This window comes from Pseudomonas putida, assembly GCA_041879295.1.
Taxonomy (GTDB): domain Bacteria; phylum Pseudomonadota; class Gammaproteobacteria; order Pseudomonadales; family Pseudomonadaceae; genus Aquipseudomonas; species Aquipseudomonas putida_Y.
Window position 1 is genome coordinate 2,294,153 of record CP047152.1, and the last position, 26,439, is coordinate 2,320,591.

General features: G+C 51.3%; 19 protein-coding genes and 1 pseudogene. 11 read left to right on the forward strand and 9 right to left on the reverse strand.

Annotation, left to right across the window (positions count from 1 at the left end):
• Positions 1-1,634: 1,634 nt before the first annotated feature.
• The 4 genes and pseudogenes from GST84_10370 to GST84_10385 all read left to right on the forward strand — a co-directional run bounded on the left by GST84_10370 (position 1,635) and on the right by GST84_10385 (position 4,567).
• Complete coding sequence (locus tag GST84_10370) at positions 1,635-3,044, forward strand: AAA family ATPase (protein ID XGB12752.1); 1,410 nt, start codon at positions 1,635-1,637, stop codon at positions 3,042-3,044.
• Positions 3,037-3,759: a hypothetical protein gene (locus GST84_10375; GenBank protein XGB12753.1), complete on the forward strand. Its 723-nt coding sequence runs from the start codon at positions 3,037-3,039 to the stop codon at positions 3,757-3,759. The genes GST84_10370 and GST84_10375 overlap by 8 nt, the downstream gene beginning before the upstream one ends.
• 43 nt (positions 3,760-3,802) lie before the next feature.
• Positions 3,803-4,220 (forward strand): annotated as a pseudogene (locus tag GST84_10380) (DUF4113 domain-containing protein).
• A gap of 137 nt (positions 4,221-4,357) precedes the next feature.
• Positions 4,358-4,567: a hypothetical protein gene (locus tag GST84_10385; GenBank protein XGB12754.1), complete on the forward strand. Its 210-nt coding sequence runs from the start codon at positions 4,358-4,360 to the stop codon at positions 4,565-4,567.
• Positions 4,568-4,663: 96 nt separating this feature from the next.
• Here the strand turns inward: GST84_10385 and GST84_10390 are convergent, their stop codons facing one another.
• Genes GST84_10390 through GST84_10400 form a run of 3 tightly spaced genes read right to left on the reverse strand, consistent with a single transcriptional unit; the run spans position 4,664 to position 8,015 of the window.
• Positions 4,664-5,569, reverse strand: coding sequence for a ParB N-terminal domain-containing protein (locus GST84_10390; protein XGB12755.1), 906 nt, complete (start codon positions 5,567-5,569; stop codon positions 4,664-4,666).
• Positions 5,566-6,462, reverse strand: a complete 897-nt coding sequence (locus tag GST84_10395; GenBank protein XGB12756.1) for a ParB N-terminal domain-containing protein — start codon at positions 6,460-6,462, stop codon at positions 5,566-5,568. Before GST84_10395 ends, GST84_10390 begins: the two co-directional genes overlap by 4 nt.
• A complete protein-coding gene (locus GST84_10400; protein XGB12757.1) occupies positions 6,462-8,015 on the reverse strand; it encodes a recombinase family protein in 1,554 nt (517 codons plus the stop codon). Before GST84_10400 ends, GST84_10395 begins: the two co-directional genes overlap by 1 nt.
• A 1,004-nt stretch (positions 8,016-9,019) precedes the next feature.
• Between GST84_10400 and GST84_10405 the strand changes: the two genes are divergently transcribed.
• From GST84_10405 to GST84_10425, 5 genes are all read left to right on the forward strand, one after another.
• On the forward strand, positions 9,020-9,229 hold the full coding sequence (locus GST84_10405; protein XGB12758.1) for a hypothetical protein: 210 nt from the start codon (positions 9,020-9,022) through the stop codon (positions 9,227-9,229).
• Positions 9,230-9,862: 633 nt separating this feature from the next.
• Positions 9,863-11,059 (forward strand): IS256 family transposase, encoded by a 1,197-nt coding sequence (locus GST84_10410; GenBank protein XGB12759.1) that lies wholly within the window; start codon positions 9,863-9,865, stop codon positions 11,057-11,059.
• A gap of 718 nt (positions 11,060-11,777) precedes the next feature.
• On the forward strand, positions 11,778-12,956 hold the full coding sequence (locus GST84_10415; GenBank protein XGB12760.1) for a hypothetical protein: 1,179 nt from the start codon (positions 11,778-11,780) through the stop codon (positions 12,954-12,956).
• Between the two features lie 73 nt (positions 12,957-13,029).
• Complete coding sequence (locus GST84_10420) at positions 13,030-13,395, forward strand: H-NS histone family protein (protein ID XGB12761.1); 366 nt, start codon at positions 13,030-13,032, stop codon at positions 13,393-13,395.
• 809 nt (positions 13,396-14,204) lie between these two features.
• Complete coding sequence (locus GST84_10425; GenBank protein ID XGB12762.1) at positions 14,205-14,438, forward strand: hypothetical protein; 234 nt, start codon at positions 14,205-14,207, stop codon at positions 14,436-14,438.
• Positions 14,439-14,521: 83 nt separating this feature from the next.
• On the opposite strand, the gene GST84_10430 is transcribed toward GST84_10425, so the two are convergent.
• Positions 14,522-14,857: an XRE family transcriptional regulator gene (locus GST84_10430; GenBank protein XGB12763.1), complete on the reverse strand. Its 336-nt coding sequence runs from the start codon at positions 14,855-14,857 to the stop codon at positions 14,522-14,524.
• A 634-nt stretch (positions 14,858-15,491) separates the two neighbouring features.
• Here GST84_10430 and GST84_10435 point away from each other — a divergent pair.
• Positions 15,492-16,850 carry a DUF4041 domain-containing protein gene (locus GST84_10435; GenBank protein ID XGB12764.1) on the forward strand — a complete coding sequence of 453 codons (1,359 nt, stop codon included), beginning with the start codon at positions 15,492-15,494 and terminating at the stop codon, positions 16,848-16,850.
• Between the two features lie 301 nt (positions 16,851-17,151).
• On the opposite strand, the gene GST84_10440 is transcribed toward GST84_10435, so the two are convergent.
• Positions 17,152-19,107, reverse strand: coding sequence for an AAA family ATPase (locus tag GST84_10440; GenBank protein ID XGB12765.1), 1,956 nt, complete (start codon positions 19,105-19,107; stop codon positions 17,152-17,154).
• Between the two features lie 1,140 nt (positions 19,108-20,247).
• On the opposite strand from GST84_10440, the gene GST84_10445 reads away from it, so the two are divergent.
• Complete coding sequence (locus tag GST84_10445; protein ID XGB12766.1) at positions 20,248-20,931, forward strand: metallophosphoesterase; 684 nt, start codon at positions 20,248-20,250, stop codon at positions 20,929-20,931.
• 397 nt (positions 20,932-21,328) lie between these two features.
• Here GST84_10445 and GST84_10450 read toward each other — a convergent pair whose 3' ends face one another.
• The 4 genes from GST84_10450 to GST84_10465 all read right to left on the reverse strand — a co-directional run bounded on the left by GST84_10450 (position 21,329) and on the right by GST84_10465 (position 26,273).
• On the reverse strand, positions 21,329-22,342 hold the full coding sequence (locus tag GST84_10450; protein ID XGB12767.1) for a DUF3800 domain-containing protein: 1,014 nt from the start codon (positions 22,340-22,342) through the stop codon (positions 21,329-21,331).
• Positions 22,343-23,146: 804 nt separating this feature from the next.
• Positions 23,147-23,974, reverse strand: coding sequence for a hypothetical protein (locus tag GST84_10455; protein ID XGB12768.1), 828 nt, complete (start codon positions 23,972-23,974; stop codon positions 23,147-23,149).
• A gap of 481 nt (positions 23,975-24,455) precedes the next feature.
• Positions 24,456-25,130, reverse strand: coding sequence for a hypothetical protein (locus tag GST84_10460; protein ID XGB12769.1), 675 nt, complete (start codon positions 25,128-25,130; stop codon positions 24,456-24,458).
• A protein-coding gene (locus GST84_10465) for an IS3 family transposase (protein XGB12770.1) occupies positions 25,123-26,273 on the reverse strand; the annotation gives its coding sequence in 2 pieces (ribosomal slippage) (positions 25,123-26,039 and positions 26,039-26,273; 1,152 coding nt in all). Before GST84_10465 ends, GST84_10460 begins: the two co-directional genes overlap by 8 nt.
• Positions 26,274-26,439: the final 166 nt, after the last annotated feature.

Genomic DNA, 26,439 nt, shown 5'->3' on the forward strand with positions numbered 1-26,439 from the left:
CGAAGCGCTGGTGGAAAAGTACACCTGGTTGTTTGATGAGTGGGTGCCGCCTGTGGAGGGTATTGATGAGGACGGTGCGGACATTGGGCAGCTCACTGAAAATGCCCGATCGCAAGCAGTGGTGGATGTGTATGAAGCCTTGGGCATTCAGGGCATCCTGCAGATGGCGTGCCGAGCCAAAAGTTCTCACTTCGTTTTGAGCTCTGCGCTCCGCCTAGAGCTATCTTACGAGGAGCGCTTAGCGCTGCTCACCAGCCTGCTCAGCAGCGACCTGCAAGACTTGGAATTCGCAGCCGGTATGGTCATGGCAGATGGAATCATCCGCTTTGAGGAAAGATGGAAACAGGACGCTCGGTCGATGCTCTTGGACAGTGGTCTGGGTATTGATCGTGTCGCAAGGGTTCTCGAACGCATCTTGGAGAACGAGCAGACGTGGTCGTACGTTGACTCCTTTGGTGAGGCGATAGCGCAAGCCTACTGGACTGTAAAAGCCCCATATCCTCTTGAAGTAAGCGTGACTGAGCTGCTCCAGGCAATAAGCAAATACCGACATGTTGAACGTCCCGTTGCAGCGTTGAGCGCTGCTTCGCGTCGACTGGCAGATGTCTCCTCCGAGCTCGTTATAGAGCTGTTGATGGAAGGCGTTGCGGAGCAAAACGCCAAACCAGGAGCGCAGCTTGCAACCAGCTTCTTTGATGTAGAAAAGGTTATCAGGGAGTTGGCTCAGCGAAAGGATACGACGCTTGGACAAATTGCGAACCTGGAGTTTGCTTACCTGCCAGTGCTTCGCGATGAGCCTGAGGCCCTGCATAAAGTTCTGCTTGAAGATCCGGGCTTCTTCATGAGCCTGGTCAGTTTGGTATTTAGGGCCAAGGGAGCAGAGCGAGCAGAGGTAGCCGCTCTGGAAAGGAATCAAGCCACCAATGCGTATCAGTTGCTAAAAAGCCTGAAGACCTTGCCGGGGCAGAATAATCAGGACGTCGATCAGGAAACGTTGATGGCCTGGTGCGTTGAGCTTCGGTGTTTGGCGGCGCAAGCGAATCGTCAGGAGATTACCGATCAGCTCATTGGGCAGGTATTGGCGCATGCGCCTTCGAGTCCTACGGATGGAGCCTGGCCACACGAAGCGGTTCGTCATGTCATCGAGGCGCTCGCGTCTCCGCAGCTTGAAACGGGCGTTTGCATCGAAAGATTCAACATGCGCGGCGTGTTCTGCAAAGCGTTCGGAGAAGGGGGCGACCAAGAGCGAGATTTGGCTCAGCAAGCTCAACAGTGGGCCCAGGCGTCAGTCGATTTTGTTCGTACTCACGCAATGCTCGAACAAATTGCTGAGTCGTGGCTAAAGGACGCTGAACGCGCAGATGGCCAAGCAGAACGCGCTGCGTTACTGATCATAGGGAGGTGTAACCACCTTCCAGATCTGATTGTGATCGTTATTGCGGTACCGATGTACTATTTCAAGGTAGTCCTACTGCCCGTATTTCCAGTATGAAAAGCAATGGCTGCCTAGGCCGTCGCAGATCGGAAAATGGAACGCGAAGTCGCCACAGTATGGATTTCTGGTCTGCGGAATCGTACTCTCGGTTATCAATTCGCACGTCGTTCGTGCCGGGCCTCTGCAGGGAGCATCATCGTTGGAAATCCATAGTGTCAAAGCAGACCGTGTTTGGCTTGATCTGGAAGCTAAAGTCGACGGTGGTAATAATCGTGTTGACCTCCTGACTGGCCCTAACGGTTCTGGAAAGTCAGAGATTCTGAGTTTTCTTGCCAACGCTTTTAAATCGAGAAAACACAATGGGGCGATCGAATACAGGCGCCAATTTGGTAGCCAACCCTACCACTTTAAATCGGAAGACTCTCATGAGCCCGCGAGAGTTATTGCACAGACTTACAGCCCGTTTACCCGCTTTCCATCTCCGCTAACTCACGAGTCTTCTCTTACTAAAGTCTACTCGGAAGGTGCGGAGTCAAGTTCATTGTACGTGTGTGCTGGTCTCCATAAATCTACGCGAGTGGTCAGTTCAAGTTTGTCCAAGAATACGCTTGAGCAGGCTATTTATCGTCTCAGCGAATCACTTGAGAGCGTAGGATCAATACTCCGCGTGATGGAAAATCTGAAGCTCTCAGATAGGTTTGATTTCACTTATGAGCCTAGGCCTGGCCTGGTCGATCTAGCAGATGCTGTACGTGGCGGATATGTGGTGGACTATTTTGAGGGAAAAAAAGAAGAGTCTATTCGTCGTAAGTATCCTCGCTCGGGCTTACTAATGGAGCTTCGAAAAGAAAGCCCTCAGGAGCTCGGAAGTTTGGTCGCCGAGGCATTTTATTTGCTAGGGGACGAGGTGCTAGAGTTTGGCCAGCTTAAACGTGGGATTGGTTCTATCGGTCGTAGGGATCGATATGAGTATGCGGCCTTCCAATCACTGTCGTTGTTGAGGCGTTTGGATCTCCTCACGCTAAGACGGTGTGAACTCACAAGCCTTTCAGGCGAGATTTTCGATGTTGCAAATGCAAGTTCCGGCCAGCAGCAAATGCTTTGCTCGGTTATAGGTCTCGCAACAGCTCTTAGAGATGACAGCCTTGTGCTAATCGACGAACCGGAGCTAAGCCTTCACCCGCGTTGGCAGCAACAATATCTGGATAATCTTTTTGCAACCTTAGAACCCTTTAAGGGGTGCCACGTTTTGGTGGCCACCCACTCGCCATTAATCGTACAGCGTGGCCACGCTTTGGGTGCTGGAGTTGTTCAGGTGAAAAAAGAGTCGGCTTCAGAGCGTTTAGCTCAAGATGGTGAGTCGGTAGAAGCGACGCTGCAGAACGTATTTGATACCCCAGTAACTGGAAGTGTTCACCTTGCCAACGAGATTTTCGCATTAATTACGGAGGCTGAGACTGAAGGTGGCCCTGTAAGGCAAAAGTCTCTCGTCGAACTGAAGCGATTGGAACGTCTCTATTCTGATGGCGAATACCGTGATGAAAAAACCTTGCAGCTTCTTCGGGACGCCATTGATTTGATTAATATGGATATTCAGTACAATGCGTGAAATTAGGAGAAAAGCTGAGGTTTATAGTGGTTTCCGAAGGCTGACACAGGCGCAGCACGATCAGCTAAAATCCGATGGCGCAGCAAACGTCGGCCTATGGAAGGAGACGACTGGTGATGTAGGTGCCTGGGTTGTTCAATTCAAAAGTGAAGTGAAGCAACACTACTATCACCGTCAATCCATGAAGTGTTGCTACTGCAGCAAGGAGCTGGACGCTCATAAAGGCTCTTACGATGCCGAACACATACTGGATAAAAACGGTCATCCGCAGTTCATGTTTTACTGTGAAAATATTGCGGCGGTTTGTAAAACTTGTAATGGGTCTAAGAGTGATAAGCCTGTCCTTGAACCAGGCGTCTCGGTTGCTAGTTTTCCTGGGGATACAGGACATTACATGCTGGTACATCCGCATCACGATGAGTGGGGAGACTACCTCGAGTTTGATGTGATAGGCCGAATAGTGGCTAAACCCCACAGCCCAAAAGGAGGCAATACCATCAGAATTTGTGGGATAAATTTCCTAAATGCCGCTCGCCTCGCTGGTCATTTTCTCCCTGGTGACAGTGAGGTGGCTGAGAAAAATTTGGAAAGTTTTTTTCGGTTAACGATGAAGGCTTATAAACTCAAAAGAATTGAGGTGCTCAAAGCCATGGCCGAACAATTCGACCTAGCACAAGCTAAAGCGATCATCGACGTCTTGGAGCGTGAAGTCTAAAGCCTTAAGTCGGATTTGTTGATCGTAATCTCAGATTAGTTCGCTGACTTTTGTTCTCGTTTTCGGCAACTATTGCCACGAGTCCCCACACGCTAAGAAGAATGGAGACGAACATGGCCGAACCACCAAACGAAACCCAAGGGACGACACTCGCTTGCTGACAAATGCGGCGCAGGAGGGCGTGGAGCTGGTGCACCGGGAGCTTTTTCGCTACAGAAAAGCAGAGGTGCTGCTGCTCGACTCACCCAACCGAAAGAAATCACGGGTGACCTACTGCTGCTCAGCCATTGGCGAGTGAGAAGTTGATTGGTGTGGTGGATGCGGTGAACGGCAGGTGGGGTAGGGGGACGATGCGGCTGGCAAGCGTGCCGGTCGATCCAAGCTGGGGTATGCGCCGGGAGATGATGAGTCAGAGCTTTACCACTCAAGTTGATGAGCTCTGGACTGTTTACTGTAAATAACGCTGTTCCAACCTTTGAGCGCGAAGCTGTCAGAAATAGGGTACATGCGGCTGCGTCACATCGCATATCCCCCGAAGGGGCTAAGAGCCATACTGTAGAGCGCGACATTGAATGATTAACGACGCAGAGGCAACCAAATGAAGCGAACACTGCTGGGAATAGCGGAAGCAGGTGAGCTTCTACTGAAGCAAGCGCTGGAGGCCATCAGAGCCTACAACGAGGCAATGGCCCAAGGCCGACCCGAAGCTGAGCTCGAGCGCCTTCGGATCGATGCGGATCACCTGTTCCAAACGGTGGTCGATTATCAACTGTACAAAGCCGGTACGCTAGGTGAGTCGGTACATTAGAGAGACATGCGGCCGATAGGCCACTGGATCGTAACAGTACGGATTTCTCGGCTGTCTTCAATCCTACAAAGATAAAAAAGCTGAATCGTATGGCCCTTACTCCCGCTCTAGATTTCTCGCATCTGCTGTGACTGCATCCATAATCCCCATTAATTCCCGAGCTAAGTCAGGCTCGAAACGTTGTAAGTATGCCGAAATTGAGTCGTTGCGTAAAATTCTAGTCAAATAACCTTTTGCTACAACAAGAACCAACATGGTTTCTCCCAAAGTATCTTCAACAAGCCGGTAATCGTGATAGAGTCTCTCCATTTCTCTTTCCATTTTCACGATATTTTCAGGAGATACACCTTCGACTGAGGTCTTAGTCTCCAATAAGTCCTCAGGTCTTGTTGCGGTCAATACCATCTGCGCGTAACGTCCGGTATAGCAGTTTGCAGAAATCATCATTTCTGCAGCTTCGATCTGCCGCATTGGCTTCATTTTTCTAAGTGCATGGAAGACCGGCTGACTAACCATTCTTGTTTTTAATAGTTCGATGGCCTCTTTCGCTATTCCTTTCAGTAGGTTTTGCCTCAGCTGGATCCGGTCAAGGCTAATATTGAGGACTTCAGCGATTCGCTCGGCAGAAACTCCTCTCTCGATAGCCTGAGTTATCATCTTGCTTTCTTGAATGGGAGTTAGTCGACTTATTTGTCTGTTATACGTGAATCCCTCGTCATCGGTCGAAAGCATACAAAGTGCATGTCGAGCGCTTAGCTGCTTTAACGCTGCTAGTCGCAGGTGTCCGTCAAGTACTAAATATCTCGATGGTTGCTCATTCAAGTCAATTGGCTCATGATGTATAGCTATTGGCTCAATGATTCCAAGCTCTCGTACGGATGCTAGTATCGTTAAATACTTAGGCGAGCTGAGAGTTGATGCTGGGATAATTCGTGATGGCAGCAATTGGGATGTTGCCAAAGTTAATAACCTGCTATCAAACGCGCTTTTAACCTCGTTCATATTTCTCCCTTGACGCGATCGGCTAAAACCTGTGGCATGTCCTCAATGCCTTCACTCTTCAACAGGGAGCAAAAATACTCATCAGAGAGAAGTCTTCTTAATGCTGTGACGATAAATAATAGACGTTGTTCGCCGATGTCCGCTTTCTTTACCATCAATCTTTGTCTGCGTACCTCAGATTGATACGCATTAAGAAGCTGGCGGGAGGTAGTGATCTTTACAGGTGTTTTCTGATGTTTGAAGCATTTCCCGCCAGCGCGACGATTGTCGATTAAGCGGCGGACTTTCATTAATTGCTCGCCTCTCAGCAACCCATTTTCATATGCCTCGAGCATGGCTGCTTGAGTTACAGTATCATCTGAGCGTGCGACTGTTATAGCAATTTTAATTGGTAGCCAGCCTTTTTCTACAGCGCTGATTAATCGCTCTTCACCTTGCCTTAGTAAAATTAGTATTCCGCCAACATAGTTATAGTCTAGGCACGTCTTCTGTGATATTTGTTTGGTGGTGTATCCGCGATCATGTAACGAATTTATTGCTTCTAGCAGGTCGCGGTTCGAGTGCTTTCGCCGCGCGAGATTTTCTACTAGACTGATCAGATATCTGTCCACTTCACTAGCGGTTATCACCACGCAAGGGATTTTTCTCTCTCCTAACACCTTAAAGGCTTCAAATCTACCTTGACCACACACTAGGTCGAAGCCTGCGTTAGTGCGGGCTACAGTTACAGGTCTTTTTAATCCTATATTTGCTATATTTTCAACTAATCTGGCGAAAACTTTCTTATTGCGCTGCCTTGGGTTAATAACCTTGATGAGCTCTAAGGGGATTTGTTCAATAGACGAAGCTCGGGCGACATGTAGTGTCAGCGGAGCTTCCTGAGGCGCGTTCATTACGCGGCGCTCGTCAGGTGGAATCGCTTGCTCAGCGTGGACAAGATTTCCAAACTTTCGAAGCGATACAGTTCCAGTTCTCGGGGGTTTGCGTCGCCGAGCCGCAAATTAGGCGCTACCAGATCAATCATAGGAAACAGATAGTAATCAAGAACTTCTTCTTCCCCTGGGAGCATGCGTACGGCGACAGTGATGTCCGGGAAAAGACTGAAGTCGAATCTTACTTGCCAGCGTCGACGATTCGCTCCTATTTGCTGGCAACGGCAGAGTACAATGGAAATTGTAAACTCATCATTAACAAGTACTAGTTGAGAGCTCGGATCTATGGTTATTCGTCCTCCTACAGCCTCAATTTTCTGCTGCGTATCAGTGAGTATCTCAGGATAACGTTCTCGTAGATGACGATTGGCTTCAATGAAACTATAGTCCCTACCCGGCTCATATCCGATGAGACGATAGCTGTCAATCAGACTGCCAAACCGCTTTCGGTAACAGCTGCTTGATGGTATGTCCTCCTGTTCGTCAATGATAAGGCCTGAGAGACACCCTCGCTCTTGAAATAAATCTTTTAGACTCGTCAGCATTTCTTCGTTTGACCATAAGCGAGTACGAGCCTGAATTATTGCCTGGGCAGCAATAAATAGCGAGCGGTCAACTATTGCTGGAAATGCTGCGTCCGCTCTTATCCATTCAGCCGCGGGGTTGGCGATGCGAGGCATCTTTAGTTTTGCTGAGGTATGGTTCCAAACGTTGTTACCGATATACTTTTCATTCACAAGAATTTGATGTACAACACCGCGCGTCCATGGCCTGTTTAGGTCAGTAAGTAGCCCGCGCCTGTTTAATGAATCGGCAATTTCTTTTTCTGTCAGAGCCTTTTTAATAAATGAGTTATATATCTCTAGCACTACTTCTCGCTCAGCGTCTGGCCCAGGCGCTAGAACTACCCTGTCGGTTTGAAGACTTTTATATTCTTTGCAGGAAAGCGTTGCCTTAGGTCTGCCAGCTTGGTCTATGAGGTGGCGACGTAGACCGTAACCTGCAGTGCCGCCCTGCCTATACCCTAGCTGAATCAAACGTGACTGTCCGGCAAATACCTTTACAGAAAGTTCGCGACTGTATTCGCCAGCCATCATTCTTTTCACGCTTTTGATGATGCTGGATACGGGGGAACCGTCATTTACAAATTGTTCAGCACAATATTCTACTCTAACGCCTGCTTGCCGGCAGCGTACTTCATAACTTGCGCTGACGTCTGGGTCTTGAAAGCGCCCCCACCGACTGACGTCATAGACGAGCACGGTAGCGAAGTCGCAGTTTCTATATTCTACATCCGCAAGCAGACGTTGAAGAGCTTCGCGACCATCTAGACTGAGTCCACTTTTCCCTGCATCCGTGTAGATTTTCACAATATTGAGATTGTGGGCCTGCGCGTAAATGTTGATAGCGTCCAGCTGATTTTCTGTGGAGTACTGCTGATGCTCAGTCGACATCCTGACATAAGCTGCCGCCCTGTTAGTGGTTTCTGCGCTAAATGATGTGCTCGGTCGCATTTGGCAGGCCTATCAGTTGGTTTGTGGCATACCTATTACCCTAGGCAAGACTGTTGTATGCCTATCGGCGCATATCAAATAATAAATTTGGGAGGTGGAAAAATGATCGCGAAAATGGGCAATTCTTTTCCAATAAGCTCTGACGTGTACGCCCATGCCTTGGCGTCAGCGCTGCTGAACGAGCTTGGCACTTCACACAGAGCTATTAAGACCCTGCGAAATTGGACTAACGCGAGTGAAAGAACGACAAAAAATTGGATCTCTGGAGCCAACGGGCCTAGTGGGCTACATTTGATAGAAATCATGCGGCACTCCGATGCCGTTCTTCATATCGTCCTTGAACTCGCTCAACGAAGATCTATCGTCGCAGTGACGCTTCTCCCAGCTTTGAGCCAGCGACTGATCGAGACTGCTCAACTCATTGATGCGTGTTTTGCACCCAGCTTCCACCCAGCCACATCGTGACTTTTACGGAAACGCTCTGCCGGAATGGCTAAGTGAAGCAAGCGCTCGGGGCGATCCGTGTCTACAGTGAAGCGATCGCCCTAGGCCGACCCGGCACAAAGTCCGAGCGCCTTTGCGTCGAGGCCTATCACCTGACTGTGGCCGGCTATCACCTGCACGCAGTCGGTACGTTAGGTGAGTCGGTACATTGAGCTGAGATGTGGCATCGGAAGGCCGCTGATTCGCAGCCATGCGGATTGCGGTGCTCTCCTCAGCCTCCATGGAGTGCGAAGCTGGTACCGCAGAAGCTGACGTATTCGAGGCTATGATTCATGTAATCGTATAGGCCCTAGTGTGGTGTTTCAGAAGTGCCGATGAAAATTTGAGCTAGGCTTTGTAGAAACTCACTCGTCAGAGTTTGTATCAACATGGGCCGACCAGCAACCGTCATCACGCTTTCCGAAACTGAGACATCCTTGTCTCGGTCGCTCGTGCAGCGCGGGCGCTGGGTAAATGATTTTCAGTGGCACTTCTGAAACACCACACTAGGAAATACCACGATGATGAAGGATCCCAATAGCGTCCTGCTTCCTGATCATCCGATGTACACCGATGCCGTGGAGGCTATGAAACGTTATCACCAGGCGCAAGCCGACGGTGTCAGCGGGGCGGAGCTCGAGCGCCTGCGGCTGTTGGCAGAGCATAGGTTTCAGGCCGTTACTGATTATCAGCTGCGCGCACTTGGCGGCCCATCCGAGACTAGTCACTAGTAATGGCCACTTAACGCCACACTTGATCAAGAGGTGCCGCTTGGAAGGCCAAGTCGTTCTAGCGGCATGGAGTCATTTGAGAGGATAAAAAGTGAGAAATCCTGGGCGGAGCGCGGCGGCGTGACGGATGGAAGCCCGAAGGGCCGAGACATCGCTAGGCGATGGCTCGGTTCACGGCAGCCGGGCCTGGTAAGGCACGCCCTAAACGCTCTACAAGGCTTTTAACATGCGCACCAGGCTCTGATGCTCCCATGTCGATAACAGGGCAACCGGATCTGTCCGGTTACCAGGATCGAAATCCCAGCGCTACCCATCCGGGCTAACGCACCGCTCGCAATAGTCCAGCTCATCACAGTCGTTGTAGATCGTGATCCGCCATCCCTCTATATCCACTTCGAAATGGCAGGCGTACACCTGCTCCCAGGACTGGCTGCCAATCTTGGTCATTGTCCGGCGCCCGAACACCGCCTCTCGCAACACTTGGCAGACGTCCCGCGCCGTCAAAGGATCGTGTCCCGGGAAGTGGTGTAACTGAACCAGCCGAAGGCGCCCTGCGGGCGAAAGAGGATGGTCATCGTGGTTCTTGGCTAACGTTGAGTTTGCGAAGACCAAACACTCACCAGAGAAACCACGATGACCAAGCCCACTATCGCATTGACCGAGTTGGTTGAGAAAGGGGCAGACGCTGATCTGCTCAAGCAAATGATCCAGTTCGTTGCCCAGCGCATGATGGAGTTCGACGTCGAAGGCCTGTGCGGCGCGGGCTTCGATGTCAAAAGCCCAGACCGGACAAATAGCCGTAATGGCTACCGCGATCGTCTTTGGCAAACCCGCGCAGGCGACGTCGACCTTAAGATTCCCAAGCTGCGCCAAGGCAGCTATTTCCCTGGTTTCCTTGAACCTCGACGCACCGCTGAGAAAGCCATGGCGGCAGTCATCCAGGAGGCCTACATCCAAGGCGTTTCAACACGCTCAGTGGACGAGCTGGTCAAAGCCATGGGCATGACCGGCATCTCCAAAAGCCAGGTCTCACGGCTAGCTGGTGAGATCGATGAGCGCGTTCACGCCTTCCTTGACCGCCCGCTTGAGGGCGACTGGCCCTATCTCTGGATCGATGCCACCTACGTCAAAGTGCGGGAGGCCGGACGCATCGTCTCGGTCGCCGTAATAATCGCCGTGGCCGTGAACACCGACGGTGGCCGCGAAGTCCTGGGCATGCGGGTTGGGCCGTCAGAGGCTGAGCCGTTCTGGACAGACTTCCTGCGCAGCCTCACGCGACGTGGCTTGCGGGGCGTGAAACTGGTCATCTCCGACGCCCACGAAGGGCTCAAGGCGGCTGTTTCCAAGGTCTTCAACGCGACCTGGCAGCGCTGCCGTGTGCATTTCATGCGTAATGCCATGGCCCACGTCGGCAAAGGTCAGCGCACCATGGTGGCGGCCCTACTGCGCACAGTCTTCGCCCAGGACAGCCGTGCCGAATGCCATCAGCAATGGCGTTTGGTCGCTGATCAGCTACGCGAAAAATACCCCAAGATCGCGACACTCATGGACGGCTGCGAGGATGAAGTGCTGGCTCACATGGCGTTTCCAAAAGCGCACCGACAGCAATTACACAGCACCAATCCACTGGAGCGGCTTAACGCGGAGATCAAACGCCGCACCGACGTCGTAGGCATCTTTCCCAACGATCCTGCAATCACACGGCTGGTAGGCGCGATGCTGCTGGAGCAGAACGACGAGTGGTGCCTGCAACGGCGTTACATGCAGTTGGAGGCCTTTGAGGCAGTCAGCGATAATCCACAGGCCAAGCTGTCGGCCGTGATCAACTAAACGGCGAACTCAGCGGCCAGAACCATGATGAGTTACACCACTTCCCGGGACACGATCCGTCAAAGCGCCTGACGGTACGTCGTGCTGGTTATGTTCAGTCATACGCTGCCTGTGTCTCTCAGTGATCAGCCATCGATAATACCCTGTCTCAAAGGTGCTCCGGAAAACACGCAGGGTAGGGTGATTGGTGGATACAGTGACAGGAAGAGGTTGGAGTACAAATGTGCTCCGTGGCTCTAGAGAAAGCTGTTGCTCCATCTCGTGTATCCAGCCGGGAGGTTGCGCTGCCTTCACTAATGAGAATTCAGGCCATGTGGCGGCCCTTTACCCCTAGCATGCAGCTGTTGAGTCATCTCTGGTGTCCTTGATGTATCGCTCACGAGATCTGCGCTATGAATCCAACGACACCAGACGGACGCTATTTCGTTGTCAAAGGTCAGCTCTGGCGCAGCACGAATCCTTCATTGAGTGAATGCGAGCGGCAACGCCTTGCGCATGCCCTGATGGATGCTCGACGAGATGTCAAAAAGGCCAAGCGCGCTGACGATTCGAGCATGCTGAAATCTGCGCGTGCGCGAGTGAATGCTGCCAAAGTGGGTCTGGGCGAGCGGGGGCCAGTTTGGTGGGACGACGGCAGCCCGGACTACAATCGCTGTCGGGTAGACCTTTCGCCATACGCTGATTGGTACAACGCTTTGGATGCCACAAAGGGTGAGTAATGTACGTTGAAAAGACATTCACACCTCAACAGCTATTTGAAATGGTGTGGGAGCGACCTGTTCTCATCATCGCAAAGGAAATAGGTGTCTCGGATGTGGGCTTGTCGAAGGCCTGCCGCAAAGCGGGGATCACGTTGCCTACCCGGGGGCACTGGGCCAAGCCAGCCCCGAAACGCCCGCGTCGTCCAAAGCCTCCAGCCTCTACCACGCCTGTCACTTTTCACTTTCTGAATGTCGAGAAGGCTGCCAGGCTGAGGCCTGAAAATGTTATCAAAGACCCTAAAATCTTGATGGTGCCCACGGAGTTATCTGACCCTCATCCGTTGGTAAAAAAATGGCTAAGTGCAGCGAGGAAGGCCAAAGAGCTCAATAATGCACTGGTATTCGACAAAACAAAGGTATTGAACTCGCACATCTTCCGAAATGAGATGGATCGCTGCGCGCTTCTCTATGACACCTTGATCAAAGCCAGTGAGTCGCTGGGCTACACCTGGGGTGTAGGTAGTAAAGGTAGTTTCGTGCGAGTCGACGGGGAAGAGCTACTGATCACGATCCAGGAGCGCATAAAACGCTTCGATATTCCACCGCCTGCTTCCAAACCTATCAAGCCTGGGCAGCGATGGGAGCCTGACTTTGCCGCGATGAGGGCCGCTCGCTTTGGGTGGGAGCCCACTGGCGTATTCTCCCTCATCGTCGATGCGCGATCCGAAGTACTGATTCAAAAAACTTGGACGGACAGCAAAACAGGGAAGCTCGAATCGAAGCTTGGTCAGATCCTTACGGGCTTTGTTCGTATTGCCGCTTCCGTGAAAGCCCAACGATCATCCGATGAGGCTAGTCGCCGTCGGCGGGCAGAGGAGGAGCGAGTGCGCACAGAGAGAATCGACCAGCAGCGTCGGTTGGACAAGCTGCGTCAGAATTTGACGAAAAATCTAGAAAGCTGGGAGCGCGCTCAGCGGCTGCGAGCATTCATCCAGGCGACAATTGAAGCCTCGCCTCGGGACGAAGCAACTCAAATGGCAATGGCAATGTGGGTTAGCTGGGCTACACAACAAGTAGAGCTGCTTGATCCATTAAAAGTAGATATCCGAAAAGTTATTGACCTATCCGTGGACTTGCCGAGCTCAGAATACGGCTACTGGAGCAGCAGTAAGAAAGCCGATGACTGGTGGCCCTGATTTTCATTTGGGTTTGAACTTAACCTGCGTTAGGATTCTCTTAAGACCAACTACACATTACGGAGTGATGCACATGTCGCGATTGGCCGAATTTCGTCAGCTTGAGCAAAAATTGGCAGCCCAGTTGGCTGAGCTGGAAGCTATGAAGGGCAGCAGCGAGCTTCAGAAAGAAATCGAGTTTGAGACTAAACTGCGCGATTTGCTGGCCAAGTACGGCTTCAGCTTGCGTGACATCATCAACCTACTAGATCCGCAATCTGGTCGCCGTGCTGCGCCTGCAGTGGTTGAGAAAGCTCCGCGTCGCGCTCGCCAAGTCAAGCAATATAAGAACCCCCACACGGGCGAAGTGATCGAGACCAAAGGTGGCAACCACTCGAAGTTGAAATCCTGGAAAGCTGAATACGGTTCTGATGAAGTAGAAAGCTGGCTTTCTAAGTAAGTCGTAAGGGCTGAAGAAACCTCCGCTTTCGGAGGTTTTTTTATGGCTTGCGAACGAGGTCTTATCTGCTGAGCCCATCAGTAACGGCACCACATGCGTAGCCCCGCTGGCTATGCAGGATCGCGAGTCTGCTTTCGGTAGGGCGGATAGAAGAGGCTCCAGAGGATCAATGACTCCATGCTCTTCAAGCGGATAGACGTACTGACTCGATGCCGGTTTCGAAACCGCCATCAGTTCAGAGCCTTTTGAGCTCGCCAAGGCGGGATGTGAGCGATGCCTGATCGTGTGCGGCTAGAGCTGGTTCGCCCAGCAGAGCAGGCGTTTTTGCGTAGATGACAGGGGATTAGAAAAGGGCTCACGAAAAATAATTTCAAAACACCCCCTTGAAATTTTTTTTGCGAGACGGAGTATATATTTTGTAATCAACAAAAAGCAGCGAGCTCTCGGGCTCCCTCGCCAAATCAGGCTTCACTCCTACTGCTTCCGCTGTTGCCATTCCTTTACGCTCTGAAAATCCTGTCTATTTTTTGACCATCAGCACGCGTTGATCACCAGACTTTGGGTAGGATGCTTGGTAAAAGTCGCTTTCTTCGGCCGTCAGGCCGGCTAGCTTTGCCCTCGTGAACAAATTTAGAGCTGCCCCCAATTTTTTTGAGCTGAGACCAGGCAGGTTGCGATATGCAGGCGGCGCTGAAAAGAAGTGGGTCGCACGAACACAAGTCGGTTACTCGCATAGATCCTGAACAGCTTTGAGGTTCTTCTACCCAGCATGCAAACGGGTAGCCGCCGGCGCACATAGAGGCCTTTTCATGCAGGACGACTACAAAGCTCAGCTCACAAAAGCCACAGAAGGGCTGCACTACTGTGACTTGATCCTGACAGCTCAAGAGGCTGAGGATCTGCGCGCGCTCGTCCAAGTACTGCAAGGGACGGGGAGATACCCAGGGCTCAGTGACGTGTTCAGAACGATCGTTGAAGAAACCTGGAGCAGTGACGAACCTTGGCCGACCATCTCATCACCAGCGGCGTCCGGGCGCGATTGAGGTTATGCGACACCCAGCGGGCGACTCGCAGGAATACTGCCTGTGATTCATGATGCTGGAGGGCACATCTGTGTTAGCCGTGCCTACGACGCCAGCGGTATGCACGATTGACGGGCAGCCTGTTCTAAGCCCGGCACATCCCCATCGCGTTCCAATCTCTCAATTTCTGAGCGGACGTCATCGATGAGTTCTGCGGCAGTTCTACCAGACTCCTGGCTCAGGGTAAGGGTCAGCAACGTCAATGAGCTCAGTTCAAGCCGGTGGCTCACCTGCTCAAGTTTGTCCAGCGTTAGGCTTGATCGGGCGCCTTCCAGTTTGGAAAGGAAAGTCCGGCTGATATCTCCGAAGTCGCGTTGCGAGATTTTTCGCCTGGTGCGAAGCGTCCGCAGCACGATGGCGAATGATGACTTCAGTGACATGTGCAACTCCTCCATATGTGCTCGTCCTCAGTAACGCCACGTAGAGGTCACGGCCTGCCTCAGTCTGAATGTTCCTCTGTTCAGGACAGCGAGGAGGTGTGACGAGCGTTCCCCTGCGTCGACTCACTGTTGATGCATACAGTGTATCTCGCTAAGCTCAGAGGGAGAACATTTGTACTCCATGCGGTGACGAGCGCTATGAAGAATTCACACGAGACCCAGGACGACTGCTTCGGGTTTTTCTCGAGAGAGGAGTTGCTCGAGCACCAGTGCCTTCTACTTGAGAGTGAGCTGCTTGTGATGGGCGAGGAGTTAAGCGCCTCTCGCGAAAAAATTGCCACCTTGGTTCTGATGTGGACGGGCATCAAGAATAAGCTACGGCAAGCGGAGGTGGAGTTGAGTGAAGCTAGGCAGCAGCTTGATATGAGCACCGCTGGTCACTCGTAAACCTATTCACCCTATCTGTCTTCATGATGGCTTTCTGATTTCACTCCGGTTACGCTCATTCGCAGCAGGGAAGAGGTGCATTGAGCTAACGCCAGAAATGCTCCGCACGGCAGGTCGTTGTAGGGCGATCCATATCTACCTCGTGCTTTCCCACTCAAAGCATTCGATTCAAACGAGGAAGGATCCCATGTCGTTTAGCGACTATCTGAAAGGCCCAGCCCATCGACAGCGTGCTGAAGCTCTTGAAAGACAGCTTGCAGAGCTTCAGGTACAGCATTCGCAACTGCAAGAGCTCGTCACGAAAATCGGCGCCATGGACGTAGTGAATATCCAGCAGCTGATTGAGCAAGAGCAAGCCAGGCTCTCGGGTATACGCGAAGAGACCCAACGTGCGCAGAGGGAGTTGGCTGCTCTCGCACAGCGCTCCACAGATCTGCAGGGGCAGATACTCGTTTGGGAAGAGACGTTGCTCCTGGAAAGCTTCGCCCTCTATGAGCCCAAGTTCAAGCTAACCAGCAGCCAGGAGTACAAGGCTCGACTGGATTACGTTCGTGATCGTCAGAAAGTCCTGATCAAGAATGGGCAGGCGGCCACCGGCAACATGAACTGGACGGTGAACAACAGCCAGACCCAAGGCCGGAAGCTGGTCAACGACATGATCAAGCTGGTGATTCGCTCGTTCAACAACGAAGCTGATGCCTGCGTGGCGAACGTGAAATTTGACAACGTCGAGCTCGGAGAGAAGCGAATCCTCAAATCGTTTGAAGCTTGCAACCGGCTAGGCAAGATCATGAGCGTAGAGATTTCTGGGGTCTACCTCGACCTTAAGCTCGATGAGCTACACCTTGCCCATGAGTTCCAGATCAAGAAGCAAGAGGAAAAGGAGGAGGCAAAACGCGCCCGGGAAGAGCTGCGGGAGCAGCAAAAGCTCGAGCAAGAGTTCCGTGCTGCACGGGAGAAAATCGCCAAGGAGCGGAAGCATTTCACGACTGCTATGCGTGATCTTCAGACTCGCCTTGAGCAGGTGCAATCTGATGAGGAGCGTTCAGCGTTGCTGGTGAAGCTGGCCGAAGTTGAGGCTGGCCGAGCCGAGCTCGAGAGCGAAGAAAAGCTCATTGATTACCGCGAGCAGAACGCCAAAGCCGGTTATGTGTACGTGATCTCAAACCTAGGGGCTTTCGGAGAGGGCATCTACAAGATCGGCATGACTCGCCGCCTAGAGCCCATGGATCGGGTAGATGAGCTGGGTGATGCATCGGTGCCATTCTGGTTCGACGTGCATGCAATGGTGTTCTCGAACAATGCTCCCGCGTTGGAAGCCAAGCTGCAAGATCACTTCGCTTCTGGTCGTCTAAACAAGGTCAACGGGCGCAAAGAGTTCTTCCGGGCTGACATCGCTGAGATCGAGAGGGTCATTCGGGATAATTATGATGCTGTCGTCGAGGTCACCCATGAGGCGCCGGCGGAGCAGTATCGTGAAAGCCTTCGCATGGCATTGCCTAAGCCTGCCATTCACCAATCGGAGCGGATGGCAGCACAGAGCTAAAGTCGCGAATGCATGCATGTTTTGGCCAAAGGTTCGTTAGTCATGCCTGCACTCGGGAAGGTGGCCTCTGTTTGTACCCAAGGCTAGTAGCCGCCCGCGAATCGTTATCGCCCCATGAGAGCGAGGCTTAGCCGTTTTCGGGCCCCGAACGGCTAAGCAATACGGCTACAGCCTTCGCGAGATAATATCTTGGATCCGCAGGCTAGCAGCCGTGCAGCTGCTACGGCTCGTGCTGATAAGACTCCGCGTCGTGCTCGTCATGTTAAAGCATATCCTCTGATATATATCGGAGGATGACTATTTATTTTAAATCGCGTCTAATTTCCTCAATCCAAGCTGGAGGGGTGTTTTCTTCAGTTGTTAGTTCCTGTATGTAGGTGTGCGCGAATGTTGACTTCATGTGTTCTTGATTGAATATGTTTTTTAGCTGAATGTATTCTGATGAGCGCCAATCAAAAGCGGAGCGAGCGCATTTGCTGAAATCTGGCTTGTGTATTTTGTTAAAAAGTTCGTCTACTTGTGGGTCATTTACCGCTAGTGCGGCTAATGTTTTTAGAAATATTTCAGCGTCCAATGCATCCTCAATTTCGGTTGGTGGGGTTTTTCGAATGTCATTGCCCTTTACTAAAATTATATTGCCATTTAAATCGAGTAACCGTCGTAATTTCAGATTTTTATAATCGGGGCAGTCGCACTCAATTTGCTGTTCATCCGTATCAATGAGGCAAAATACTTTGCCATATATTTCTTTGCCGTCTTCTTTTATAGGGAGCTCTAGGTAGTCAAAGATCTTCTTGACTTCTTTAGCGCCGCCTACCGGAAGAATTTTTAGTTTGCGACTAAGAATTTCGGTTCTGAAATATTGCTCAAAGTAAATTCTTTCAGAGGTGCCCTCACAGATAATCCAGCTATAGGGTTCTTTTTTTCGTAGGGAAGACATAATGGTCTGAATGAGATCGTTTGTACTCTTGAGGCCGATATCTGCTGGAAGCAAACCCTTGCTACTCTCCTTTTGTCGTCTTACGGTTTCTCTATAAAAAGATAGGTCTATCAGTGATGTCTCAATACTTTGAGCAGTTTTTAGAATGTTTATTGCTGCACCTTTTGCTAGCGTTGGTACAAAACCATACCAGTGAGTGGTGACTAAGCACTGAATGTTCAAGTCTGCCAGCGCCGCAACTTTCTCAAACTGTTCGAAAATTGCTCCTGTATGCAAGGACGCCTCAGGCTCGTCCATTGCAAATATCACCTCGCGGCCTAGGTCGCCATTATTTTTGAGAAAGGCAAATGCGATATCTACTAGTGCTTTCTTTTTTTCGCCGGAGCTCAACTGGCTGACAGGGGTTCGCGTTTTTCCGTGAGACTTGTTTAGTACTCTGATATTGAAGTAGGTTTCGATTACTTTGGAGCTCAAGTCGGAGAAGGTCAAGTTTGACTGACGCTTTTGAGGTCTTTTGTACTCGTAATCACCTAAAGTTTCTTGAATTTCAGCGATAAAAGTGGCTAGCTTTTTATTGATGTCCTTAAGTGTGGTGTCGCTAATAACATTGCGTAGAATTGTCTCGATGTTTTTTCCTGATAGTTTCTGGACAGCTCTGCTTTCAATTTTTGTATATTTCTCTACGTCTACTTCCGCGGGGGTATAAATATAGGTGTAGTGTGGAAGAACGAATTTGCTGATTGCAGCTGTCGCTTCGCTTATTAAATAGTCTTTAGTTGGAGTGTGTTGTTTATAGTTTGTTGCGATGACATTCTGTAGCTCTGCGATCGACCCGAAAATTGAGATATATCTTTTTTCAGTTGTTTCGTACTCTTGGCCAAAGGCGCAAAGGAAATATTGGCTGTGATCTATTTTGGTTTTTAATAGGTCGCGATGTTGTATGAACTTGGCGGCGTCTTCTCGCTGGGCCGCGTTGAAAGAATCCGTGGTTGCACTCCAGAGAACCTTGCTTATATTCTCCACTAAAGATAGTGCTTCTTTTTCTTTAGTAGTCCTTGCAAAGGAAGTCCATTTGTCTTTTTCGAGGAGAAATATCGGACATATGAATGGCTTTCGAGTTGAGAGGCCGCCTACCAAAGCGTCATTATTTACGTTCCATTGCCCACCATTGAAAAAGACATCAAGTGCTTCTAGAATTGAACTCTTTCCTGCACCATTCTCACCTATGTAGGCGCTGAAATGATGACCGATTGAAACGGGGATATAATTGATGCCGCTATAGCATTTAAAGTTTCTGAATAGTAAGCCGATTATCACTACAGTATCCCTTTGGTGTGATGGCCATACGCCATTATTTTTCTTGACCTTACTAGTTTTTTTTGAGCGTCTCAATACCTAAGGGATCACATTTTTGGAGACCTCAAAAAAGAGGCGCCGGATGACTCCTCCCTTTCGGCTATCGAAGAATTTGTGTTCAGATGTGGGCCATCCAAGGCCATAACATCATCGCTAGCCAGGCTGCGTTGTTGGTGGCTGATTTTAGGGGGAAGCATCGCAAATCATGCCTGGCACATGCATCAGCGAGCGCTGTGGGTATAAACACATTCCAGTCCGAAACCTGTATAAGCCATTGAACAATGGTGATGGCCGCGAGCCCTCGAGCGTGCCACGGTGCTCGCTCTTACAGGTAAAATCCTGCAGTCACAACAGGCCTTTGGTTGTCTTGATATCTATCAGTCCTTGAGACCCGCGCTATGTATCCAACGACACCAGACGGTCGCTATTTCGTAGTCAAAGGTCAGCTCTGGCGCTGTAGCAATCCCGCGCTGCCTGATGCAGAGCGTCAGCACCTCGTGCACGACCTGATGCAGGCACGGCGAGCCGTGAAAGAAGCGAAGGCCTCGAATGATGCGGAACAGCTTCGCAATGCACGAGTAAAGGTCAACGCAGCTAAAGTGGCCTTAGGTGAGAGAGGGCCTGTCTGGTGGAACGACGGCAGCCCGACTACAACCGCAAGAGGGCGGTCAAACGCCCTATGCTGACTGGTACGCCTCTCTGCGCGATCCTACGTGAAGCTCAATCGAGCTCGTCCTTTCCCGCAAAGGCTACCTGTCGCTGTAAAATCATGCGACCGAATGTGCTGGTCGGATTGGTCTACGGAGCAGGACGCATCTCGAGTAGCATCACAATTATTCAGGACGTTAATGGATGTGATCTCTGTGGCTAGCGTGGCTCTCGCTAATCTCACGTTCATTTTCATACCGTGCGCGCTCCTCAGCCTCGGAGTGCTGCTCGTCCTCGGCATCGATGATCGTTTTGTGCCCCGTTGTGGCTTACGTGGCGCTCCCAGAGGCGATTGTCATCAGCGGTTATTTGGTGCTCCGCTACTGGAGGCAAATCACCGAAATCATCAAGTCGTTTACACCGTGGTGATATAGGAATGCGTGGGGGAAACGAGTGATTTGGTTTCTGGGCGACGTACATGGGCGTTTTGACCATGTGATCAGGCTGGTGAAGCTCCATCGCCCCGAGGCAGTGGTGTTCCTGGGTGACCTCGAATGCAGCTTGCCCCTAGACATGAACCTGCGGCCAATCCTTGATATCACCGAGGTCTGGTTCATCCACGGTAACCATGACAGTGATAGGCCTGCTTACTGGCACAACCTCCATGGAAGCAGTCTCGCAGATCGCAGTTTGCATGGTCGGGTAGTGGAGATTGCTGGCCATCGCATAGCGGGGCTGGGTGGCACATTCGAGTCGCAAGTCTGGCTACCAGGCAGCCCTGATACCGGCATCCAGAATTACGCAGACTACCTCGACCGTCTGGCGCTCAGACCTCACCACGAAGACATCGTAGCGACGAAGAAGCAGCACGCGCTTTCTGCAATCTACCCGGACGACTACTTCACGCTCGCTATGGAGAAGGCGGACATTCTGGTCTGCCATGAGGCTCCCAGCTGCCACCCTCACGGTTTCTCAGAGATCGATGAACTAGCCCAGGCAATGGGCGCAAAAATGGTCGTGCATGGACATCATCATGATTGCCTGGATTACAGGTCAGAGTGGCCGAAGCTTGGTTTTGAGGCTCATGGTGTAGCGTTCAGATCCATCATGGCCATCGACGGCTCTGTCATCAGTTAAGGCTTGGTGTCTGCACGGTGCGGCAAGCTGCTTGGTCATAGCCATCGGCGTTTCGGGCTCGAAGAGGCCCGGCTGAGTCGTCGCTAGGTCTTCTATCCTGAGCTTGCGGGAGAGAGGGCGAGCAGTTGCGTCAGGTCATCGTCGCGGAGTGGGGTGAGTACATGAAGGTTGGTGAGTTGATTCAGTTGCTGCAAGCGTTCGACCCTGAGATGAAAGTGCTGATGACACGCTCGGATACGGGCCTGGAGGACATTGTCGCTTGCTATGACGACCTGGTTTGCGAAGGGCGGGTTGCCGGGTATGACCAGCTCGATGAGTACGTTCAGTCAAAGGGCGCAGACGCAACCACTGCTGACAAAGTGGTTGTCATCGACATGTGCGAGCTCCTACCGATGACTCATCCACGAATCATAGGTCGTTGCTGTCGCTTCATCATTTTGACCAGCCTTTCGGTGGGCTTGTCGAGCACCTTTTCCTCGCCCATCGATAGCAGCAGCAAGGGATGCCGACCGCGTCCGCGAGCAACCATTAGCCGCCCTAAAAAAGCCGCCGCTCTGAGGTTGTCTTTGAATCCTTTTTTCAGACACCGTCTCAACCCTGAGGCTAGTAAATCCGCCAATTGGATACCGAAATCACTCTGAGAATCGACGAATTGGAAATCCTCTCTAATTAATTTACCGATATCCAACACATCGCTCAGGTCAACATCAATTCCGTATTGCTCTTGGAGATAGGTTGGGCGCTCTTCAAAATTATACTTCGCCATGTGGCTGTAATCGAAACCTTCGATCATTATGAGTGGGTCATCTAGAGACAGCGTCTGTAGATACGGTGCGCTGAGCTCTTCGAATACGGTTTCAAACTCAGTTTTTCGTGTAGGCTCTTTTTGATCCACGCGCCATGCAAATGAACCCAATGACTCCGGGCTCCTTTGTACGTAGTAAATTACCGCCTGAGAAATTATGTAGTGCATCAATTGGATTTGACTTGCGAACTGAATGTAGAGCTGATCTGACAGGCCTAGCACTTTTTGGGAGAGGTTCAGAATACTGTCCTTCATGCTTTGGTGAACCATTTTGTCGATATGCTTCACCAGCGCCTCAGCAGCTTGATTTTTGTGTCGGCGCGCAGCTTCGGGGGTATTGAGGTGAGCGTTTGTCGCCAGTCCATAAAATGTGCAATTTAGCTGTGCGAGCCGATTTAGCAGCCGGAAGTAGCTCAGCTCGTTGCCAGCCATTCCGAGCTTTACCTCGTCAGTTACTGTAAACCCATTCTCTACTTTGAACTGTTGGAGCGCACTTTCAGCAGCGCCCATCGCCTCGTCGAGGATGACCACTGCTCCGATGGTGCTCCAGGCGTTATTATCGGTTGCGTAGGCGAACGATCCTGACTCGTCGATAAAAATTCGCATCACTTCTCCATGCTTCGACTAATGGGGCAACGAGTGGCGTGCGCCGAATTCTCCGGGCAGACCCTACTCATCATAAGTGGCCAAGAACGAGCGCGAAATTACATTGCCAGATCGAGAGGGGAGGGTTCAAGTGGGGCGCATCGCTAAAGGGCTTCTATGCGCAAACTCGGCCCGTCACCAGGAACATTGACGAGGGAGGTTGAGCCGAGTCTATTGAAACTTCGGGCTCGAAGAAGCCGGCTGAATCGTCGCCAAGGCCTTTATCCAGACTCGTAGGGTAGGGAAAGCTCAAGGTCACAATTGAACAGATCTGCAAGCGCTGGCAGACCGCCAACAAGCCGCTGATAGCGTTCCTGATCACCTATGAGATATCCGGGAGGAAGCGACGCTTCAAGGAGCTTCAGATCTACATGTTTGCAAAGGGCAAATACAAAAAAACCGCTCTCAGCCTGCTTTGCCTTGGGAAGTAAATCGAGCGAAGGCGAATAACGAGTCTGAGGAAGCCGCATGATCGGGAGGCGTGACTAATGAGGCGGTAGGGGGCGCCGAATCAAGTGCCCCCTAGACTCCTGGCTATCCCTCAGATTCCCCAACCACTGCTCGTCGGCATTGGTAGGGTTGAGAGGGCCTGCTGGGTCTGTCCCGAGACAACGGCCGCCTAGGTGAGCGCGTCCGCTGTGAGGGTGGGAACTCCAGTCTATGCCCTCCGCCTGATTCACCAAGGTTGTGGCTGCGTCCTAGCGGGAGCACTGGAGCTTACGCTGTACTGAGTGGCGACCACCATCGATCGGTTATGCGCATAATTTAAGCCGCTGCCTTCAAGGGTAATCTTGCGTCATAGATCGGTAAGGTGGCCCGTTTTAGCAGAGCTTGAACAAAAAAGTTTAAGGTGTTTTTGGAGCACTTTCCCTTACGGCGCTCTAGGTAGAAGTCCCGCGAAGCTCTCCAGGCTAGTGCAACCATGCCAAAGACTACCACGCTATAGATGGTAAGAACGATGCTGGTAACAGTATACGCTGTGAGATTATGAAGGTATGGAGCTGCTTGCACTTTCAAGCTCTCATTGTTGTCCAGTATTCGGAACGTAGCATTCATTGCGAGCCCGACAAAGCCAAGGGTAAAAAAGCCGCGAAACAATTTGAAGCTAAATATGTGATTAAGAATATTTTCTCCAAGAGTAAGCGCATTTTCTTTGAAGCTTTTGCTTAGGCCAATTACTTTGTTGAGATTTTCTACGATCTCTAGATAAGAGGCCTCGGGTGCATTAACGTTTCGCTTTAACCAAACTGTTTTATAGTCTTCGAGCTTGCTTTTTGAGAAATTGCTTTCATTACCTAGAATGCGATGCTTTCTGAGCATGAACTGCCGGTATTGCGGTTCGTACCTGCGCGCCAGTAAGTATAATGCGACAAGTTCGAAGATGGCGGCAGTAAGGCTAAGGGGAAGTGTGAGATTCGAATCGGCGACTTGCGCTGCGATCGATACGCCCATGAGAATCACTGTAAGAAAGATGAAACCAATGGCAAGCCTATAGGTTTTTGTCTTGGGGCCAGATGCGATTGTTGAGGGGCCGAAAATCAGATTATATCTCATCGCCAGTGTTTCAATCTTTTCTAATGTTAAGGTTTCCATCGGTTCTCTCAGCCTGTATTTAATTCATTGCAAGCGCGTTTTTAATAAATCATTTACTGAATAGCTATGTTGAGTGGCTGCCCAGGGCACCGTACCGCACTTCGCCAGGGCTGTCAGCGCTCTATCCCATGCCATGTGCATTTCGCCGCTGCGGGATCGAAGAGGCCGCCTGGGTTGGAGATTAGTCAGACGGTTGGACTGGTCGCATACCTGCACACGGTTGCACTTCCGTTTTCCAGATTTGGCTGGGCGCTTCCACCCATCTGCGCTACCTGTTCTCTTCCATATGGGGAAAGTGCGGGTATAGGATCTAACTGGGTTGAAGGGGGTAGGTGACCTATCGCTTTTCCCCGCAGGGGCTGCGGTTTTTATTCACGAAATTGGAGTCGAATAGAGAATCGGGTGGTCTTCCACGTTGTGACTTGCAGGACAGCGGCTGAACACACCAAGAGCGTCAGCCGTTTGTCACAGATCGAAGAGATCACCAGCCAGCATAATGGCTGACGAGATGAGCCCACGTTTTCAATGCCTGGCCGTCCTGGCGCAGGACTTTGAGAGCTTCCGCCGCAGAAATTTTGGTAGGGCATCCACCGGTAAGGAAGATTTTGTCACTCTCTTGAAGGTAAAGATGCAGCAGGGTAAGAACCATAATCCTCTGCACTGGCTCCATAGCTCTGTATGACTTGCGCATAGCTTCTAATGCTTCTGGAATAGGCTCTGAGTGGTCATAGTCGAAACCCTGCGGTCGCATTGTGTAGTGACGGCCTTCATCACCATAGGGGTGTACTTGCTTGAAGCAACTCTCGAAGCCATAGTCGTTGACAATCTGCCAAGCGGTTTCGCCAAAAATCTCTCCACGCTGGGCTGCTGAAGGGAAGAGCGGCGGTTCTGCACCGCAAATAATAGCGAGCGCGGTGAGTTCAGTAGCGTCCATGCAAAATATTTTAGTCACCAAATCTACAAGTGAGTAATTAGATATGCGACCTGCGGCGAAGATGGGGTCGATTGCCGCGTACGCTGCCACAGCCACGGGGAGGCGAGAGTGGTGAATGTGACAAGAGCTCGCCGATCCTATGTCAGTAAATGACCAGGTGCCAGTAGGCGTTCGGTAAACGCCTAATTTATTGATGTGAATCGCCCCTGGTTTTCTAGACACTCTCCAAGCTCAGGAAATAGCGTTTCTCATACTCTACTGGAGACAGCTGCATAGCACTGCTGTGTCGGCGTTTAGGGTTATAGAACATCTCGATGTAATCGAAAATATCACTTCGGGCTTCTTCACGGGTTGTGTAGATCTTTCGTCGGATTCGCTCTCGCTTCAAAAGCTGGAAAAAGCTCTCGGCTACGGCATTGTCGTGGCAGTTTCCCCGCCGGCTCATGCTGCTGATTACATTGTTGGCCTTCAAAAAGCTTTTCCAATCCGAGCTACTGAACTGACTACCTTGATCTGAGTGAATCATAACTTGCTGCTGAGGCTTGCGTCGCCAAACAGCCATCAACATCGCGTCGATAGCCAGGTCGCTGCACATCCTTGGCTTCATTGACCAACCAATTACTTGGCGTGAGAACAAATCCAGCACTACCGCGAGGTAGAGCCACCCTTCATAGGTGCGGATGTAAGTGATATCTGTCACCCAGACCTTGTTCGGCTCACTTACCTTGAACTGCCGCGCGAGGTGGTTGGGCGAGGCCACTGTTGGTTTTCCACCATAGAACCCTGGACGCCGCCGATAGCCCGTTTGAGAACGCAGCCCCTCCGCCTGCATCAAGCGCCTGACTCGATTTCGGCCGCATTCCTCTCCCAGCTCACGCAGGTCATCGTGAATTTTGCGGTAGCCGTATACACCTCCGCTTTCCAGCCAAGCGTGTTTGATCAAGCCAAGCAGACGTTGATCTTCTTTTGCTCGGGCAGATTGAGGCTCGGCCAGCCAGGCGTAATAGCCGCTGGGGTGCACCTTGAGGGTTTGGCAAAGGCGCCGCACCGGGTAATCAGTCGAGTGCTTCTTGATGAAGGCGTACTTCAGCCGCACTCCTTGGCAAAGTACGCGGCGGCCTTTTTTAAGATGTCTCGCTCTTCCGTCACGCGCTTGAGTTCAGCGCGTAGCTTGCGCAGTTCGGCCTGCTGATCGTCGTCTTGCTGACGCTGCTCTTGGGGCTTGCTGTAGACCTTGATCCAGGCGTAAAGACTGTGCACGGACATGCCCAGGCGCTGGGCGACATCGGCGACAGGTTTGCCTTTCTCGGTCACTTGCTTGACCGCTTCGATCTTGAATTCTTCGGGGTAACGCTGACGACTCATGGCACCTCCTATTTGGGCCTCATTATGAGGCTTGGAGGTGTCTACGAAACCAGGGGCGATTCAGATATTTATTTAAACGGTAAGTCTTTTACTAGTGCCTGCGGTCATAGAGATCTAAGGTTTCGAGAGGCATCGAACAAGGGTTTCAGGGTTCATGCCCCCGATT